Source organism: Campylobacter sp. (genome assembly GCF_030528245.1).
GTDB lineage: Bacteria > Campylobacterota > Campylobacteria > Campylobacterales > Campylobacteraceae > Campylobacter_D.
The window spans coordinates 1-16435 of the sequence record NZ_JAUMZG010000029.1; the positions used below are offsets into that span (position 1 = coordinate 1).

The following is a 16435-nucleotide window of genomic DNA, read 5'->3' on the forward strand; positions in this document are numbered from 1 at the left end:
GTAAATCTTTAAATTTATTAGGCTTTATGATGAAAACTCCTTTTAAAATTTCACTCTCTTTTATATCGAATGAGAACGCCACTACATAGCCTCTCTTTCAGGCTGCAAGGGCAAATGAGAAAGGGTTATAACCCCCCCCCCCTACAACTTTAGCAAAAAGTTTAATTTGCTCCTCGATATTAACTTGATGATTTCCTACGAAAAAGCCATTTTCATGGATATATTTTGCATTTTTAAGTGTGCCAGAAATAGTGTAATCAAAATACCTCATCACAGGATTTTGCGTAAAATCCCCTGTGCAAATAGGCCTATACTCCACTCCTGCAGCCCTTAGCCTTTTTAAAACCTCCCCTCTTGTAAGCCCTAAGCCCTCTCGTAAGATGAGGCTAAAGCCAAACCAAGAGCTAGAGCCTAGCTCCTTTTGTATGATGAAGTCTTTACTATTTTCAAAAAGAGAAACAAAAAGTTTTGCATTTTCGCGCCTGTGTTTAAGAAAATTCGGAAGTTTTTTTAGCTGCTCTATGCCTATGGCGCCACTCATTTCCACAGGGCGGACATTGTATCCTGGAAGGAGAAAGCGAAAGCACTCGCTAAAGTCATCCTCGCTCTTATCGCTAATGTGATTTTTCATAGGCAAATCACGACTCCAGCCGTGAGCCCTCAGACAAAGCAAGATGTGATAAAGCTCCTCATCATCGGTTACAACCAAACCTCCCTCCATGGTCGCCATATGATGCGAGTAAAAGCTAGAAAAGGTCCCCACAAGTGCGAAGGTCCCCGTCTGCCTCCCCTCATAAAGCGCACCCATAGCCTCGCAATTGTCCTCAAAAAGTATGATTTCCCTGCCCTTGATGAGTGAGGCTATGGCGTTAAAGTCGTTGGGATTGCCCAGTAAATTGACGCAAACTATCATACGAGTCTCGCTAGAAATGGCGCCCTCAAGGGCCTTTAAATCATAATTGAGCGTATGCAGATCCACATCCACAAATTTAAGCCTTAGCCCATACTGATGCAGAGGGTAATAGGTCGTGCTCCAGGCTATGGCTGGGACTATGACCTCATCACCTCGCTTTAGCTTTGGGCTTTTGGTGTAAAAAAGGGCGGCGGTAGCGATGAGATTAGCCGCGGATCCTGAGCTGGTCATCAGGGCAAATTTCGCTCCCACAAAGTGGGCAAATTCCTTTTCAAACTGCGCTACCTTAGCACCCATAGTAAAGCGATCGCTCTCAATGACGCTTTGTATGGCATCTAATTCTTTTTCATCCCAGGTGGATGAGGCTAGTGTGTAGTTCATAACTGTCTCCTTTTATTTTTAAATTCTTTTTTAATCCTCGGAAGATCCGCAAAATAAAACTTAAGCAACCCCCCCCAAAGATTTTTATAGCCCTCCATAAGAGCCTCGCCTAGTTTATAGGAAAGGAAATTTTTGATCTTAAGCCCCTCTTCATAATCATCATAGTGCTCAAGAGGCGGAGGCAGGGACTTGGATCCATACTGGAGTTTTTGCTCGATATTTTTTCGCTCTTCTTGGTGGGCGATCTTGATGGACATTAAGATATAAGGCAGTTTGATATATCCTAGGGGGGTTTTGGAATTTCTTATCATCGCCAGGCCTAATTTATAGGCCAAATGATTACTCACCCTTTGAGGCGCTCCTAAAAGGGCTGGAATTTCATCGCTAAAACGCGACTGAAATCTTTCAAAAAAGCTAAGGGCTTCTTTAAGTGCCTCATCGCAAAGGGGGGTACTTTCTAAGTCCTTTTCTAAAGCCTTTTCAAAATTAGGCACGGAAAGCTCCTCGGATTTTAGGGCGTTTAAAATATCCAAAGACAAAAAGGGCTTAATGATGCGAATTCCTAGCTTCATAAAAAGGAAGTGTGGCATATAATGCGTCCCCATAATGAAAGGCGCATCGGAAAAGAGAGGAAGATGTGTATTTTCCAAGGCTATCTTCCAGGTGGAGAGGAAAATTTTCATCGCCTCTGTCCGTCCTGCTAGGGCGCAGTCATTTACGCCCTCAGTGCCCAAAGATACCGATAAATCCATAGGTAGCATCCGCTCAAAATGCTCTAAAGTGGCGTGATTTTCCAAAATGCCATCGGGGCGGAGGTTAATGATGAAGTCGTATTTGAAGCCGTTTTTTTGCTCGTGCTCTTCTAAAAGCTGCAAGAGGCGGTATTTACCATACCACATTTTTTGACAATTACTTGCCCCGCTTAGCTTAAAACGATGGCAAAATTCCTCTTCATTTTCCACAGCAAAGGCGACTAAATTATTAATTTGCTTGATTTTGTTGAGATTTAGCCTTTTTGACAGGGCTTCGGTTAATCTCGCGTAAGTGTGGGGGAAATTTTTATAAAATTCGCCTGTATTGATGAGAGTCTGTGGGGCGCTAGCGATGAAATCAGGATCATAAGCAAACATCCTATGCACCCACCAAGGAGAGCCTCCAAGTCCTATCCAGTGATACTCCCTGTCCCAAGTAAAAAAGAAAACATCCGCTTCAAAGCCAAGGTCGGCGATGATTTTATTAATCTTACTCAGCCAGTCTCTCCCACGCAAAGCGCCAGAAATGGTCAGGGCGAAACGCTTAGCGCTTTTTAGATTCTTGCCTGCAAAAATATTATTTTGAAAATAATGCTCAAATTTAGCCATGTGCATAGAGGCGGCAAAAGAGCCGTCAAAGTCATTATGCAGGGTGGTTTGGATGATGGCTGCTTGATAAGAAAAAAAGGATCTGTCCTTAAGCTCAAAATAATTTATGCTTTTTTGTATAAAAAAAGCCTTAGCATTTGAGGGTAAATGGGGTAAAAACTGGGGCAAGATTGCGCTGGCCTCTTGGGCGTCTAAAAGGGATTTTTCTAATTTGCTAGCAAATTCATAAGCCATCAAAAACTGGGGCAAAATTTCCTCAGAGCTACCCCCATCAAGTATGCTTTTAAGCGCCTTTTGAAGCTTGGCGGCACCTGGGTGTAAAAAACGGCTTTCTTGGTAGGAATCTAAGATGTCAAGAGCCCTTTTAAAATTACCCGTATGATAAAAATACTCAAAAGCCTCTGTGGCAAAATACTCTAAATGCGACTCATATAAGGACTCCACCGCTTCAAAATTCCACGCTAAAAAAGCCTGCTCGATGGCACTTTTAATGCTTTTTAGACTCATCATTAACCTTTTTAAAATTTTTCTTAATCTGTGGCACTTGGATGAATATAAAATGCAAATATCCTCCGATGTATCTATTTTTATGTGCCTTGATAAGGGCAGAGCCTAGCTGAAAACTCAAGCTATGCCCATCCTCGTAAAAATCATAATACTCCCCTCTAGCCTTTAAATCCGCCGCTTCTTGCAAATAACGCTCTTTCACATATGATAGGACATAGGGCATTCTGATATAGCCCCAAAAGGAGTGGGAATTTTCTATCATAGTCTTACCCAAAACATAGGCCAGGCAGTGTCTCTTAGGCAGGGTAAGGCTAGGCAAAGGAGTGCTTGGCGTGGGAGCGAAGGTATGGGCAAAAAGATCCAGAGCCATTTTTTTGAAATAAGGATAATGGGCGTTAAGCTGAGAATTCTCATCGCTAAAGGCTAGGAAAATTTCAAAGGCAAAGCGGCTTAAATGCTTATATTTTGGTGCGATGAAATAGCGCGCAAATATGTGAAAATCATAAGTCGGATGCAGGGGATAGTCGGTCAAAAGTTTTAAAATACCCATCCTTTCAAGATCATCCATAGCCTCCAAGCTAGCCTCAGCCTCTTCAAAATATCCGTGCTCTAGCAAGAGATCGAGGAGAAAAACCTTGGTATTTTCATTAGAATGCAGGGCTAAGCTTTGCTTTAAATAGCGCTCCTTAGCCTCAAAGGGTAGCCCCAAATCGCGTGCGAGTAGGTAGAGAAAAAAATAGCTAAAGGCGGCTTGATTGGGATGAATATTTTTAAGATCGATAAATTTTATCATAGCCTCATAGCTTTGAGAGAGACTATAATGCTCGTGGATGTTGATGAGCTCGTTATTTCCTATATAACAAGCACACCGTGCAAAGCCTGTGGTCCAGGAGCAAAAAATCGTCCTTGCCCGGGACATAAGCATAAGCTCAAACAATAAGGCCTCATAGCCGCTTAAATCCTTCGTAAAAGAGGAGGCTATGAAGATTTTATCCTCTACGCCCTGGCAGATGAAATACTCCCTAAGTGCCTCCAAAAGGGTATAGTCATCAGAAAATAATACAAGCTTACGCCCTTTTTGAAGCTCATCAAAGGCCGCAGCGACACCGAGTGGATAGGCAAAAATTTTATAGCGACAATGCCACCAAATTTTAATATACTGCTCATCAAAAACCGTCTCCCCACTTCGAAGATGCAGGGCGGTAAAATCTCCTAAAGTCTTAGCCGTGTCCTTGGCTTTTTGAAAAATATCCTCAACTCTCTTGCTAAAAGCTATGCTTTCAAAGCAAGAAACAAGCGACTTTCTATACTCAGAACTATCCACATCGCTAAAATATGTATCCAAATCGCCCTGAGTCATATACCAGCCCCAATCCTCCTCAAAGGGTGGGGAGAGGAGCTTGTGGATGCTTTTTTGATGCAGGGTGTATAGGGTGGGCGTGATGTAGGAAAATGAAAGCTCACTTTTATGATACCTAGCGATGAAGTCCTCGGAAAAAAGCTCACGCATTTTGGGTAAATTTTTAATCGGTGTTTTCACCTCGCCATCTAAAAAATCCTCCCCCCAGTCAAAGTCGCGCCACACAAAACCCCACTCCAGTCCAAAGCGCCTCGCCACATACATGGCATTTAAAAGCGCTCGCATCCTTTCGCCAAAGCCATCATCCCTGCCACCTATGATGAGAGGTTTCATTTGCGTTTTCCTATTCTTTTTTTATGCAGGATAAAAATTTGAAAAGGCAAGATGAGGGGGGCTAAAAGAAGGTATTTTTTCGCTGAGGCTAGGCATAATTTCCCAAGTTGATAAGAAAAAAAATTCTGCACGCTCAAAGCCTCCTCATAATCATCATAATACTCCAACGCAAACGACATCTCACCACGCCTTATACGCAGATCTTGACCGTGAGCTAAAACGAGCGCTGGGATTAAAAATAATAATTTTATTATACCTAAGGGATGTTTAATGTGTGTGATTAAAAGATTACCCAGTTTGTAGGAAAGATGAGATTTAACCCTAGCAACAGCCCCCGGGCACAACTTACGACACTGCCCATAGGATGAGCGCACTTGAGGGCTTGAGCGTAAAATGCTCCAGGCAAATTGGCTACTCTTGCTTTCTCGCACTTCCTTAAGCTCATAAAATCTTCGCGCCACAACGCTACCCTCAACATAAGTCGTATCCAAAGAAAAGGGGAGGTTGCCTATAAGCTCTACGAAATTTTTATCGATCTCGCTATGACTTAGATACTGAAAGTAAAGATGGCTCAAGGGAGTATAGGGCTTATGGTCATTTTCAAGTAAAAAATCAACAAAACGCAAAAGCCCATCGATATAAGCCCCATAGCCAAAATTTTTCAAAGCTTGAGCTTCAAGGTCGTTAAAAACGGGATGAATGCTTTCATCTACTTTTTTGTAAGCTAGGGTCTGTCCCTCTAAGGATCGTGCAAAAAATTCTAAAAAATAGCGCGATTCAAAGATGGATGGAGCGAAAAATCTTCCACAAGAAGAAAAATCCGATTTAAACAAATAAAAACTATCCAAAAAATAGGGAGCCAATGCTTTATCTTCCTTAATAAGCCTCACAATGCAGTCTAAGGTTTTACCCGTGCCGCTTAGCTCAACAAAGGCAAATTTTTTTTGAGAAAGCTCCTGCTTTAAGTAAGCTCTTAGCAAAGAAATTTGCTCAAAATCCTTGCTTTCAAAAGGCTTTTTCCAAGCCTCTCGGGAGCCGTGGATGTAGCGCGTTTGTAGGTTTAAGCCCTCTTTTTTTATGATTTTATCGCTTATTTTTTGCAGCAAATATCCATCCCTAGCGACAAAATACAAAAGCTCAACCCCCCCTCTCAAAGCCTCCTCAAGGACATAGTGCACATAGGGAAAAAGCAGGGCCGCACCAAAGGAGGCTCCGAGCTCTTCTAGACTTGAAAGCACATTATGCTTTCTAAAAATTCTAGCTTGGGCGATATATCTTTGGATGAAGATATCGCCACCGCTGTGTTTTAGGGCGTATTCTTCATAGGGCAAAAGCTCGTTTTGATAGTAATGAAAATCTATCCCAAGCTTTTTCGCCTCCAAACAATCGACCGCAAAATTATCGCCAAAATGCAGCCAGCAATTTGCCTGAATCTTCCTTTCCCTGAGTATTTTTTTAAACAAGGCGCCATTGTTTTTTTTCTTTCTATAATCTGAAGAAGAATAAATAAAAATATGCTCAAAAATCGGAGAAAAATTTAGCAAAAAACGACGCAAAATTGTCGCATCAAAATACATATCAGAAATCAAAACAAGCTCTTTGCCCTCCTTAAAAAGCTCCTCTACAAGCTTTATATTGCAAGGAATGGGGACTAAATTTTCGCTCTCAAGTTCGATTTCTGTTTGCATAAGCCTCGCTTTTTGCTCTTGGCTGAGTGAAAAATTCCTCGCTAAAAGATCATAAATTTCCTCAAAACGCACATCTAAAAAGTCGTTTTTGCAAACATTGCGGTAAAAATACTGCTCGCTTTCAATACGCAAATATTCAAAATTTTCCACCAAATGACGCGGCAAATCCCAGTGGCAAATACGCTCCCTCATCAAAGTAAAGATCGCCCGAGGCTCGGCCACCTTTCTCATCATCAAGGTGTCAAAAATATCAAAAGAATAAAGCGCATAAGGCTTTTGTCTTACGCGGTGCAAGTAAGGATTTGGCGCTAATTCCTTGCGGACGATGGCGATAAAATTTTTCTCATAAATTTCATAAGTAGAGCTTGACAAATAAGCCTCTCTAGCCCTCTCACCCATAAGGCTAAGTTCTTTGCGCCTAGCAAAAAGCGCCTCAAAGGCACAGCGTAAAGCATGCGCGCAGCCCGTTTTCACACTAAGACCATTGCCCTCGTTTAAAAGATATTTCGCGCCTATATTTTCGCTTAGAATCAGCACCCTAGCCATCATCGCACCCTCTAGAGCCACCAAGGAGCAAGATTCATCGCGAGAGGGCACGACCACCACATCACTTTGAGCAAGGAGCTTATAAATACGCTTTTTATCCCTAAGCTCCCCGTGGTAAAAGATATTCGCATGCTTTTTGATTTGCTTAAAAATTTTTGGGTAAAAATCCCTCGCTCCCTCCCATAATCTCCCAGCAAAATGCAACTCACACTGCGATCGTATGTGTCCGGGCAGAGCAAGAAAGGCTTCAATTAACACATCATAGCCCTTTCTCTCCTCAATGGTGCCCAGAGCTAAAAATCGTAATTTTGCCCGCTCTTTGGGATCTTTTTGATCGATCTTATAACCATAAGTGGCGAAAACATCATCGACATAATTGTGCAAAACCTCTACGCTAGGATTGTAATTTTTAACGATAAAATCTCTCGCATACTCACTCACCACAAAAAGCTTTTTAGCCCTCTCTAAGGCTGTCTTTCTCTGAGCCTTCCAAAAAAAGGAGGGCAAATTTTCCGCCTCTCTGACATACCACATCACAGGCACAAGATCCGCGATCAATTCCACAGCCTTATAAACGACCACCGTGTTTGCTATGACAAGATTGTAGGCAAAAATTCTCCTCGCCACCCACTCTTTGCAAAGCTCATCTTCTCCAATGCACTCCGTGATAATGCCCAAGCCGTCCAATTCCTCAATAAAGGGTCCAAATTCATAGCTCCAAACGCCCACAGCAAAGCCGTTATTTAAAAGCGTCTGGCACATTCTTTTAAAGCTATTGAGCGCTCCTGTGTATTCTAGCTCTGGGGTGATGAGCAGTATTTTATGCATCTTTTTTCTCCAAGTATTCAAATTTATCGCCCTTGCTCGGTCTCCATTTTCCAACCGGACCCCACTTACTCACAGAGCAGTAGCGGCAAAAGGGTATGGGCTTGGCTAAGAAAAACAAAAGCTCCTTATAGTCTCTGGCCTCATAAATGTTAATGGAATCAAATTCTGACACCTCAAAACTCTCTCCGTATTTTTTATTATAATGCTCAATGTGCGCAGGAAAGGTGCAGGTAAAAAGCCGCCCTCTTTTCAGTTGCACACAGTGATTAGCCATAGAGCAGTGAGTAAAGGAATGATAATTATCATTCCCCCCCTTAGGATCTAGGGTAAATTTATGGCTGATCTTCTCCACCTCTCCCTCGTTAAAGAAAATTAAAGGCACATCATTAGCCTCACAGAGGGCTCTTATCTTATCCCAGTTGATCTTAAGGGGGTATTTTGTCGGACGGATTTGCACCCTATTTTCCTTAGCCCTCTTCCAAAAATCGCCCTCCTGTTTTTCTAAAAGTAAGCCATTGGTAACTAGCCAAATGTCGCTTTTAGGAAAATATTTGCGCGTGATCTTAAAGAATTTTGAGCATTGAGGATGCAGTAAGGGCTCCCCTCCCATCAGACGAAACACCCCAACCCAGCCGCCGGTAATCTTAGCTAGCTGCTTCATATCCTTTTCAAAAGCGGCTGGGTCTGTGAATGCCTCTTCTGCGATTTGGGAGAAGTGATTGCACCCGAAGCAGTTGAGATTACAAGCCTCGGCAAGATGAATTTCTACAAGCTCTAAAAAAGCCATAGGAGTGATCTTGCGTAAATGAAAGTCCAGGGTATGGCACATAGTGGTTTTGGTTTGGCTTAGTTCGGTTTTGGTTTGGCTTAGTTCTAGGGTAAATCTTTCGTGGTGTTTTAAATTTTTGACTAAAGAAAGCCACCATTTTTTAAAATTTTTTATCCTCATCCCATCACTCCAAATCCTAAAATCTCCGCCCAGCGTAAATCCCTGCCGCAATTTACGGCATAAGCATTACCCACCAAAGAAAGCAGGGGAATGTCACTTACGCAGTCAGAATAAGCAAAAGAATGCCTCAGATCAAAGTCCTCCAAAGTCAAGCGTTGGGCAAGCTTATACAACTTACGCTCCTGCATAGTGTGTATGCCCTCTATATCGCCGCTTAAAAGCCCCTCCCTCACCTCAAGCTCCACAGCCACCACATGCTCGATGCCGTAAAGCTTGGCAAATTCCTCAATATAAAGCGCAAGTCCTCCAGAAACGATCGCCACAGTATGTCCCGCATCCTGATGATAAAAAAGCCTCTTCATCAGGGCAGGTCTTAGTCCAGGGATGATTTCATCATAGAGAAATTTCTTAGCCAAAATACGCGCCCTGTCTAAGTTTAAATCGATGAGGCTCTCATAGCGTGGGTAGGGCTTTTTCATCGCGGCATAGGCCTGGCGACGCGCCTTATTTTTGGAGGCTTCAAAGTGAGGATTGTGCCTACCTGCCAGGGGTAAGAAACGATCCAGGGTCTGAAAGGTAGTAAGAGTCTCACAAAAGTCAAAAAGGGCTAAAATCTCTCTCATATCACTTTCCAAAGAGGTCTTTGAGGGCGGTGAGGATCTTTTGATTTTCCTCCCTTGTGCGGCTAGCGATACGCACAAATTCGCCATCAAGTCCTATTTTATCTTTACAAGTGCGCACATAAATGCCGTATTTTATGAGCATCTTAGCGACAAAATCCTCCGCCCTACTTCCGTCTAAAAGCTCCACAAGGGCAAAATTCGCTCGGGAGGGGTAAATTTTCAAAGACTCTAGGTCCTTAAGGGCGGTGAAAAATTCTTGAGTTTGCCTGATGTAGTCTTTTCTTACGATTTCATATTGACGCATAAAATGCTCATTCATTACGCGTTTTAAAAAATACTCTCCCAGACCAGAAACATTCCACAAATAGCCATTATCAAGAAGAGCTCGGATCTTATCCTCGCTCATTAGGGCATAGCCCACCCTAAGTCCTGCTACGCCAAAATCCTTACTCATACTCTTAAGCACAGTGACATTGTCAAATTCTCTAAAAAGTCCCTCCAAATCCACAAGCTCCAAGTCCTCATCCTCATAAGCAAAATGGATAAAAGAAAGATCCAAAATAATATGCTCCACAAAATATAAACTCGCCAAAAGCTCCTTAAGCCTCTCCTTGGGCAGATAGCCTCCGCAGGGGTTGTTCTGGTTGATGAGGATGAGGGTGTGGGGGTGGTGTTTTTTGACAAAACGGATATAATGCTCGGTATCCAAACGAAAATCCTCCTCCTTTTTAAGGGGGTAAAAAAGAACCTTTGTATCCTTCGTGGCAAATTCATAATAGGACGAAAAGGTGGGGATATTGACCACCACTTTCTTCTGCACAAAGCGGTGCATTAGGGCTTGGATGATTTCTATGGCGCCATTTGCGACGAAGATATTTTTTTCTTCAATGCCGATAAATGGAGCGATATTTTGAGCGATGGCTTGATTTTGCGAGGGGTAAAATTCCAAAAAGGCTCTTAATTTTTGCGTTTTAAGCACCTCTTCACTTAAAATCCTTAAAAAGAGCTCGGTGGCATAGGGGTTAGAAAGAAAGCATGCATCGACGCTTAGATGAAGTTCTGGCAGTTTTTCAAGCAGGGTGAAAATGCCAGGGCTATGACTGCGCGCTTCTTTTTTCAGTCTATGAATGGTGTTTGCGATGATAAGCTCATGCTCATCCAATTTTATCACTATTACTTCCTTCATCCAAAATTCCAAAGCAAACAAGGCTAAATCCTCCCCTGCTCTGCGACAAATTTACGCATATGATGCGCTACAATCTGCATCTCTTCCCTCGTGCCTATGGTGATGCGGCACGCGCCTGGGATGAGGTGAGAATAATCGCGTATAAAAATGCCTCTCTCTTCTAAAAACTCCACTAAAAAAGGCACTTTTTCGCCCCAAAAAAAAATAAAAATTCCGGCGGGAAGTAGAGTCTACCCCCCCCCCCCCCCCCCCTCAAGAGAAAGATCATCTAAAAAATTAATAAAATCCGCCCTCGCAAGGCTTACTTCAGCGACATAATTTTGCATATAAGCGTAGTCTTTTAAAGCAGCTTCTGCGGCGATTTGCGAAAGGGCGGGGATGCTTTTTGGATTGCGAAGCTTATTGAGGGTGCGGATATTTTCAGGATGGGAGATAACATAGCCTATCCTAAAGCTCGCTAGAGCAAAGGCCTTGGAAAAGGTGCGAGTGAGAATTAAATTTGTATGATCCTTACAAAGATGCGCCAAGGTCAATCCGCAAAATTCAAAATAAGCCTCATCAATGAGGAAGAGGATCCTGGGGTGTTTTTGGATTAGCTTTTTGATCTTTTCCGTGCAGTAAGCCTTGCCTGTGGGGTTGTTTGGGTTGCAAAGATAAAGAAGCTTAATCGCCTCCTCGCTTAAAAAAGCACTCAAAGCCTCAAAGTCCAAATCAAAATTCTCATCCAAAGAAAAATGAAGCGTTTTAAGTCCTACGCCATTAGCCCTAGCTCTGAAATGATCATAGCTTGGACTGACGATTCCGATGCGATGATCCTTTTCTAAAAAGCTATCGATAATGCCCTCGTGTGCCGCATCGCTTCCTGCAAAAAGCGTTATGAAATCGATGCTTTCTTGCTGGGTATAGGCGGCTAGCTGCTCGAGGAGGGCTGTGGGCTTGGTGTTAGGATACCAAGAGAGTCTGCCCTCTTTTAAAAACGCATCTAAAGCCTCATAAACTTTAGGAGAGGGGGGGATGGTTGCTTCATTCCAATCAAGCTTCAAAACGCCCTCATCCAAGGACCTCTCCCAAATTTTATGCGGTATGGATAGGTAGGGCTTGAGGCTTTGAAGATGTCTATTGCCCTGCATCCACTAGCCTTTTAAGCTGCCATAATTTACCAAGCTCTGCGTCCCAGTCCTTATCATCATTGCAAACCAGTCGCTCAGAGGCTGCACCGTGTGTAAAGGTGAGCTCACCGACATAAATTTTCTCCCCATCCTGATACAAATCCACCCGCACATAGTCAAAGGGCCTTGCTAACTTTAAGGAAAGCTGCATCATCGCATCAAAGCTTAGAGGTTTAGCGGGGATTTTTTTGACCGCGGCGTTGTTGTAGATGAAGTTAAAGGGAGCTAAGTGCCAAGAGGCTGTCATCATCGCCCTTTGATAGTCTTTAAATCGATCGGTGGTAACTTGAATGTAGTTGTTTTGTAGATTTTCTTGATCAAAAATATGAAATTTATAGGTATCTAAAATTTTACCATCCCCATCCCTTAAAAGCTCCTCGGCAAAGATCCTAGGCTCAATATCCTTATAATGCCACTCTCTGAAAATGGGATAATAATTGGTCTCTAAGTGTTTTTTAAGCTTTTGCAAACCCTCGCTAAAACGCTTGGTATTACGCATAAATTCTTGCTTGTCCTCCACGATGACATAGCCTCCGCAGTCGTGATTGGTCTTTAAAACAAAGCTTTCAGGAAGAAGGGAAAAGTCTATGTCAGCAATATCTCGGTAAATGCCGTAGAGTTTGGGCAAAAAGGCACAAGCATTGGTGGCGAATAAAAACTGCTCTAAAGAGCCTATGTCCTTATGCCAGAGTGAATTTTTAGCAAAGAGATCCCAGCCCAGATCGCCCAAGGTATTAGCGACAAAAAGCCGCATTTTAAGCTTATCAGCTAAAAAGGTATAAAAAACGCTTCTATCATAAAGCATCCTGTGAATGAGCTTTTCGTTGAAGGTTTTAGGCTGCTTAAAGTCAGCCTTATAGCCAAAAATCTTCTCGTGCCTCCTCACCCAAAACTCCTCATCGCTTAGTGCTAAAATGACCCCATCTACCTTTTTGCTCAAGCCTTTTTTGTGTGCTTTGTAAATCTTTTTCGCCCTGAGTGGAAAGAGGAGAGGATTTTTCACCAGGGCACGACCAAATTTATATTTTAGGTGATTTTGAAAGGCAAGTGCCTCCTCATAGTCTGCATAGCTTTCTAAGGGCGGCAGGGTAAAAGAGGGATCGATCCGGCACAGGGCGCGGTAAATTCTACGATCAAAATAAAAATCCGCCAAGGTTTTTACCAGTCTGAAAGGGAGAGAAAGTGCCCGAAAAAAGGAGCGGGTCCTAAAAAGCTCCTCGCCCAAACGATAAGAAAGCTGAGCCTGGACACGCAGGGCAGCACCTCGTCTGCTTTGCGTATGCTCAAGGGTCTTGATTTGGCTAAAATAATACGCATCGCTATCCTCTACAATCTGCCTTATCATACTCAGCTGCTCGGAGGTGTAGAGGCTCTCTTGCAGTTCCTTAGCCTGGATGATCTTCGCAAAATCTTCACCAAAGCGACGCAAAAAGTCCCTTTTAAATCGCGCATCGATACGATTTAAAGTAAAGCAGTAATTACCAAAACGATGGTAAGCACAAATGGGGGCTAGGATCTTTTCTATGTCCTTGTGCCTGGCTAAAAAGGCACGGATGAAGTCGTATTCTAAGGCGTGGGCGAAGACCTTGTCCTTAGCGAAGATAGAGGAGTTAGGATTATCCCTCCTTAGCATATAGAGGGCTTCAGGGAGGAAACTCACCCGCTTGGCAAAGGCAAAGAGCTGGAAAAATAGCCCATTGTCCTGATAGGAGGCGCCTGGGGACTCATGGCAGAGGATTTGATTTATCCCTAATAAATCCAATCGGTATATACCGATTTGATTTATCCCTTCGGTGTAGAAGAGCTTTAAATTTTCTAGTGGGCAGTGTCCACCCTGATAAAGCTCGTCAAAATGACTGACCTTGCAATAATCACTTCTGTCCTTGGTAAAGATGTAAAAATCACACTTCACCGCGTCATAATCCCCCTCCTTAGCCCTTTGATAAAGCCTCTCATACATTGTTTTTTTGATGTAGTCATCACTTTCTACTATGCCCACATACTCGCCCCTAGCGGCTTTAAAGCCAAGGTTAAGCTGATAGCCGTAGGACTTTTTATCTGAAATGATGAGCTTTACGCGCGCATCTTGCTGGGCGTATTTTTGTATGAGCTCCTTTGTGCCGTCAGTAGAATCTGCATCGATACAGAGAATTTCAAGCTCTTGCAAACTCTGCCGCAAAACGCTTCTAAGGCACTCATCATAATAGGCTATGGAGTTATAGGAGGGGATGAGGACGGAAATTTTTGGTTTTGACATTAGCTTCCTTTCAATTCTTCCTGGGCGTAAGCTAGGGCAGATTTTACCACATCTTGCATATCATAGTATCGATACTCGCCCAGCCTACCCTTAAAAACGACCTTTTCCTCCCTAGCGGCTAGGGCTTGATACTCTTGATAAAGCCTTTGATTTTTCTCATCATTGATGGGATAGTAAGGCTCTAAATCCCTACTCCAAGTCCTAGGATACTCGCGCGAAATGATGGTTTTATCCCCTGTGCCAAATTCAAAATGCTTATGCTCGATGATTCTGGTGTAGGGCGTCTCCTCGTCTGTGTAATTGACCACAGCCACGCCTTGAAAATTCGCCTCATCCAAAAGCTCGTGCTCAAAATGCAAACTCCTATACTCAAGCTCACCCAACGCATAGTCAAAAAAACTATCAATCGTGCCGGTAAAAATGATCTTCTTCGCCCTTTGTCCAAGCTCGGCTCTGTGCTTGAGAAAATCGGTGCCAAGCAAAATTTCACAACCCTCCAAAAGCTTTTCAAAAATGGGTGTGTAGCCACCCTTAGGTATACCTTGGTAAGGGTCGTTAAAATAATTATTATCATAGGTAAAACGCACGGGAATGCGACGTATGATGGAACTAGGAAGATCCTTACAAGCCCTGCCCCACTGCTTTTGCGTATAGCCCTTGATGAATTTTTCATAAATATCCGTGCCTACTAGGGAAATAGCTTGCTCTTCTAGATTGGATGGCTCTTTTTGCACACGCTTTTTTTGCGCATCGATGATGGCTTTTGCCTGGGCTGGGGTGGTGATGTCCCAAAGTTTTGAGAAGGTGTTCATATTAAAGGGGAGATTGTAAATTGTGCCCTTGTAGTTAGCTAGGGGGGCGTTGATGAAGTGATTAAAGGTGCAAAACTGCTGCATATAGTCCCAAATTCTACGCTCATCCGTGCGGAAAATGTGCGCTCCATACCGATGCACATTAATGCCCTCCTCAGCGCTAGTGTAGCAGTTTCCACCGATGTGATGGCGCCTTTCTACCATGAGGCATTTTTTACCCCTTTTACCCGCCTCATGTGCAAAAATGCTTCCAAACAAACCGCTACCGACAATCAAATAATCATAGCTTCCCATACTCAAAAATCCGATGAAAAAAGATCGGCTGAAAAGACCTTAGAGCTAAAATCCTTAAGGCTCTCGTCTAAGCGATTAGCTACGATTAGGTCGCAAGAATGGGCGAAAAACTCAAAATCGCTTTCAAGCGCTACTCCCTCAAATTCATCTTGACTGAGTAGGGGCTCATAGATGCAGAGTGTTTCTCCTTGCAAATGGGGCAAAATATCCAAAATAACAGAGTTTCTAAAATTATCGGAATTTTTTTTCATCGCCAATCTGTAAATTCCTATTTTTTTTGCTCCTTGCTTTTTAATCAAATCAGCGATGAAAGATTTTCTTGAAGCATTGCTATTAATAACGGCCGCGATCAAATCATGAGGGATGGCATTTAGCTGGGAGGAGAGCTGCTTTGTATCCTTGGGCAAACAGTAGCCACCGTAGCCAAAGCTTGGATTATTATAATGATCACCAATGCGCGTATCCTGACAAATGGCTTTGATGATTTTGGAGGGATTTAAATTTTTAACGAAGGCATAGGAGTGCAATTCGTTAAAAAAAGCAATCCTCATCGCTAAATAGGCATTGGAAAAAAGTTTAACGCATTCTGCCTCATCAAAATCCATCAAAAAAACAGGAGCCTTATCTTCAAGGCAATCAAGAAATAAATCCGCTACGCTTCTCGCTTCCGATTCTAAGCCGCCAACTACGATTCTGCTGGGATTTAAAGCATCATAAAGAGCCCTACCTTCACGCAAAAATTCTGGGCAAAAAACTATACTCACATCGCTAAATTTGTTTCTAAGCGAATGTGTATAGCCGATGGGAACGGTGCTTCTTATGATAAATAGGGCTTTTGGATTGATCTTATAAGCTTGGTCGATAATCTGATCGATGCCCTGCGTATTAAAAGCTTTTAAATTATCATCATAATCGGTATTAATGGCAATAATAATGCAACCGGCTCCCATATAAGCCTCATCAGAATCAGAAGTGGCACGAATACTTTGTGGATTTTCAAGAAAAAAACGCTCGATTAAATCGTCTTTAATGGTAGGTATGCTCTTATTGATAGAAGCAACTTTCATTTCGTCGATATCATATAAAATTACTTGATGCTTTTTGGATAAAAATATCGCACTGGATAGACCAACATAGCCTATCCCAACAACAGCAATCCTCATCTTCATCTCCTCATCTCAAAAAAAGCTATGGTGGGACTAGCAAGACTTGAACTTGCGACCTCACC

The 16435-nt window shown here is 42.8% G+C and carries 12 protein-coding genes and 1 pseudogene; all 13 read right to left on the minus strand.

What is annotated here, in order from left to right:
- A pseudogene (locus Q4A73_RS05820) lies at nt 1-82 on the minus strand (dTDP-4-dehydrorhamnose 3,5-epimerase); the annotation flags it as partial.
- A gap of 15 nt (nt 83-97) precedes the next feature.
- Nucleotides 98-1294, minus strand: coding sequence for a DegT/DnrJ/EryC1/StrS family aminotransferase (locus Q4A73_RS05825; protein ID WP_303206516.1), 1197 nt, complete (start codon nt 1292-1294; stop codon nt 98-100).
- A complete protein-coding gene (locus Q4A73_RS05830; protein WP_303206517.1) occupies nt 1291-3162 on the minus strand; it encodes a hypothetical protein in 1872 nt (623 codons plus the stop codon). Before Q4A73_RS05830 ends, Q4A73_RS05825 begins: the two co-directional genes overlap by 4 nt.
- Nucleotides 3143-4855 carry a capsule biosynthesis protein CapA gene (locus Q4A73_RS05835; protein ID WP_303206518.1) on the minus strand — a complete coding sequence of 571 codons (1713 nt, stop codon included), beginning with the start codon at nt 4853-4855 and terminating at the stop codon, nt 3143-3145. The genes Q4A73_RS05830 and Q4A73_RS05835 overlap by 20 nt, the downstream gene beginning before the upstream one ends.
- On the minus strand, nt 4852-7917 hold the full coding sequence (locus Q4A73_RS05840) for a glycosyltransferase (RefSeq protein ID WP_303206519.1): 3066 nt from the start codon (nt 7915-7917) through the stop codon (nt 4852-4854). The genes Q4A73_RS05835 and Q4A73_RS05840 overlap by 4 nt, the downstream gene beginning before the upstream one ends.
- Nucleotides 7910-8866, minus strand: coding sequence for a radical SAM protein (locus Q4A73_RS05845; RefSeq protein ID WP_303206520.1), 957 nt, complete (start codon nt 8864-8866; stop codon nt 7910-7912). Before Q4A73_RS05845 ends, Q4A73_RS05840 begins: the two co-directional genes overlap by 8 nt.
- Entirely contained in the window at nt 8863-9489 is a 627-nt protein-coding gene (locus Q4A73_RS05850) for an HAD-IB family hydrolase (RefSeq protein WP_303206521.1), read from the minus strand. Before Q4A73_RS05850 ends, Q4A73_RS05845 begins: the two co-directional genes overlap by 4 nt.
- Before the next feature lies 1 nt (nt 9490).
- Nucleotides 9491-10660, minus strand: coding sequence for a histidinol-phosphate transaminase (locus tag Q4A73_RS05855; RefSeq protein WP_303206522.1), 1170 nt, complete (start codon nt 10658-10660; stop codon nt 9491-9493).
- Between the two features lie 38 nt (nt 10661-10698).
- Entirely contained in the window at nt 10699-10860 is a 162-nt protein-coding gene (locus Q4A73_RS05860) for a hypothetical protein (protein ID WP_303206523.1), read from the minus strand.
- Nucleotides 10861-10905: 45 nt separating this feature from the next.
- A complete protein-coding gene (locus tag Q4A73_RS05865; RefSeq protein WP_303206524.1) occupies nt 10906-11805 on the minus strand; it encodes a histidinol-phosphate transaminase in 900 nt (299 codons plus the stop codon).
- Nucleotides 11792-14101: an ATP-grasp fold amidoligase family protein gene (locus tag Q4A73_RS05870; protein WP_303206525.1), complete on the minus strand. Its 2310-nt coding sequence runs from the start codon at nt 14099-14101 to the stop codon at nt 11792-11794. Before Q4A73_RS05870 ends, Q4A73_RS05865 begins: the two co-directional genes overlap by 14 nt.
- Complete coding sequence (gene glf / locus Q4A73_RS05875; RefSeq protein ID WP_303206526.1) at nt 14101-15207, minus strand: UDP-galactopyranose mutase; 1107 nt, start codon at nt 15205-15207, stop codon at nt 14101-14103. Before glf ends, Q4A73_RS05870 begins: the two co-directional genes overlap by 1 nt.
- 2 nt (nt 15208-15209) lie before the next feature.
- Entirely contained in the window at nt 15210-16370 is a 1161-nt protein-coding gene (locus tag Q4A73_RS05880; RefSeq protein WP_303206527.1) for a nucleotide sugar dehydrogenase, read from the minus strand.
- Nucleotides 16371-16435 lie beyond the last annotated feature (65 nt).

What these genes read in the sequence shown, in the direction of transcription:
- Q4A73_RS05825 (WP_303206516.1), bottom strand. Translation starts at nt 1,294, where the DNA reads ATGAACTACACACTAGCCTCATCCACCTGGGATGAAAAAGAATTAGAT.
- Q4A73_RS05830 (WP_303206517.1), bottom strand. Translation starts at nt 3,162, where the DNA reads ATGAGTCTAAAAAGCATTAAAAGTGCCATCGAGCAGGCTTTTTTAGCG.
- Q4A73_RS05835 (WP_303206518.1), bottom strand. Translation starts at nt 4,855, where the DNA reads ATGAAACCTCTCATCATAGGTGGCAGGGATGATGGCTTTGGCGAAAGG.
- Q4A73_RS05840 (WP_303206519.1), bottom strand. Translation starts at nt 7,917, where the DNA reads ATGCATAAAATACTGCTCATCACCCCAGAGCTAGAATACACAGGAGCG.
- Q4A73_RS05845 (WP_303206520.1), bottom strand. Translation starts at nt 8,866, where the DNA reads ATGAGGATAAAAAATTTTAAAAAATGGTGGCTTTCTTTAGTCAAAAAT.
- Q4A73_RS05850 (WP_303206521.1), bottom strand. Translation starts at nt 9,489, where the DNA reads ATGAGAGAGATTTTAGCCCTTTTTGACTTTTGTGAGACTCTTACTACC.
- Q4A73_RS05865 (WP_303206524.1), bottom strand. Translation starts at nt 11,805, where the DNA reads ATGCAGGGCAATAGACATCTTCAAAGCCTCAAGCCCTACCTATCCATA.
- Q4A73_RS05870 (WP_303206525.1), bottom strand. Translation starts at nt 14,101, where the DNA reads ATGTCAAAACCAAAAATTTCCGTCCTCATCCCCTCCTATAACTCCATA.
- glf (WP_303206526.1), bottom strand. Translation starts at nt 15,207, where the DNA reads ATGGGAAGCTATGATTATTTGATTGTCGGTAGCGGTTTGTTTGGAAGC.
- Q4A73_RS05880 (WP_303206527.1), bottom strand. Translation starts at nt 16,370, where the DNA reads ATGAGGATTGCTGTTGTTGGGATAGGCTATGTTGGTCTATCCAGTGCG.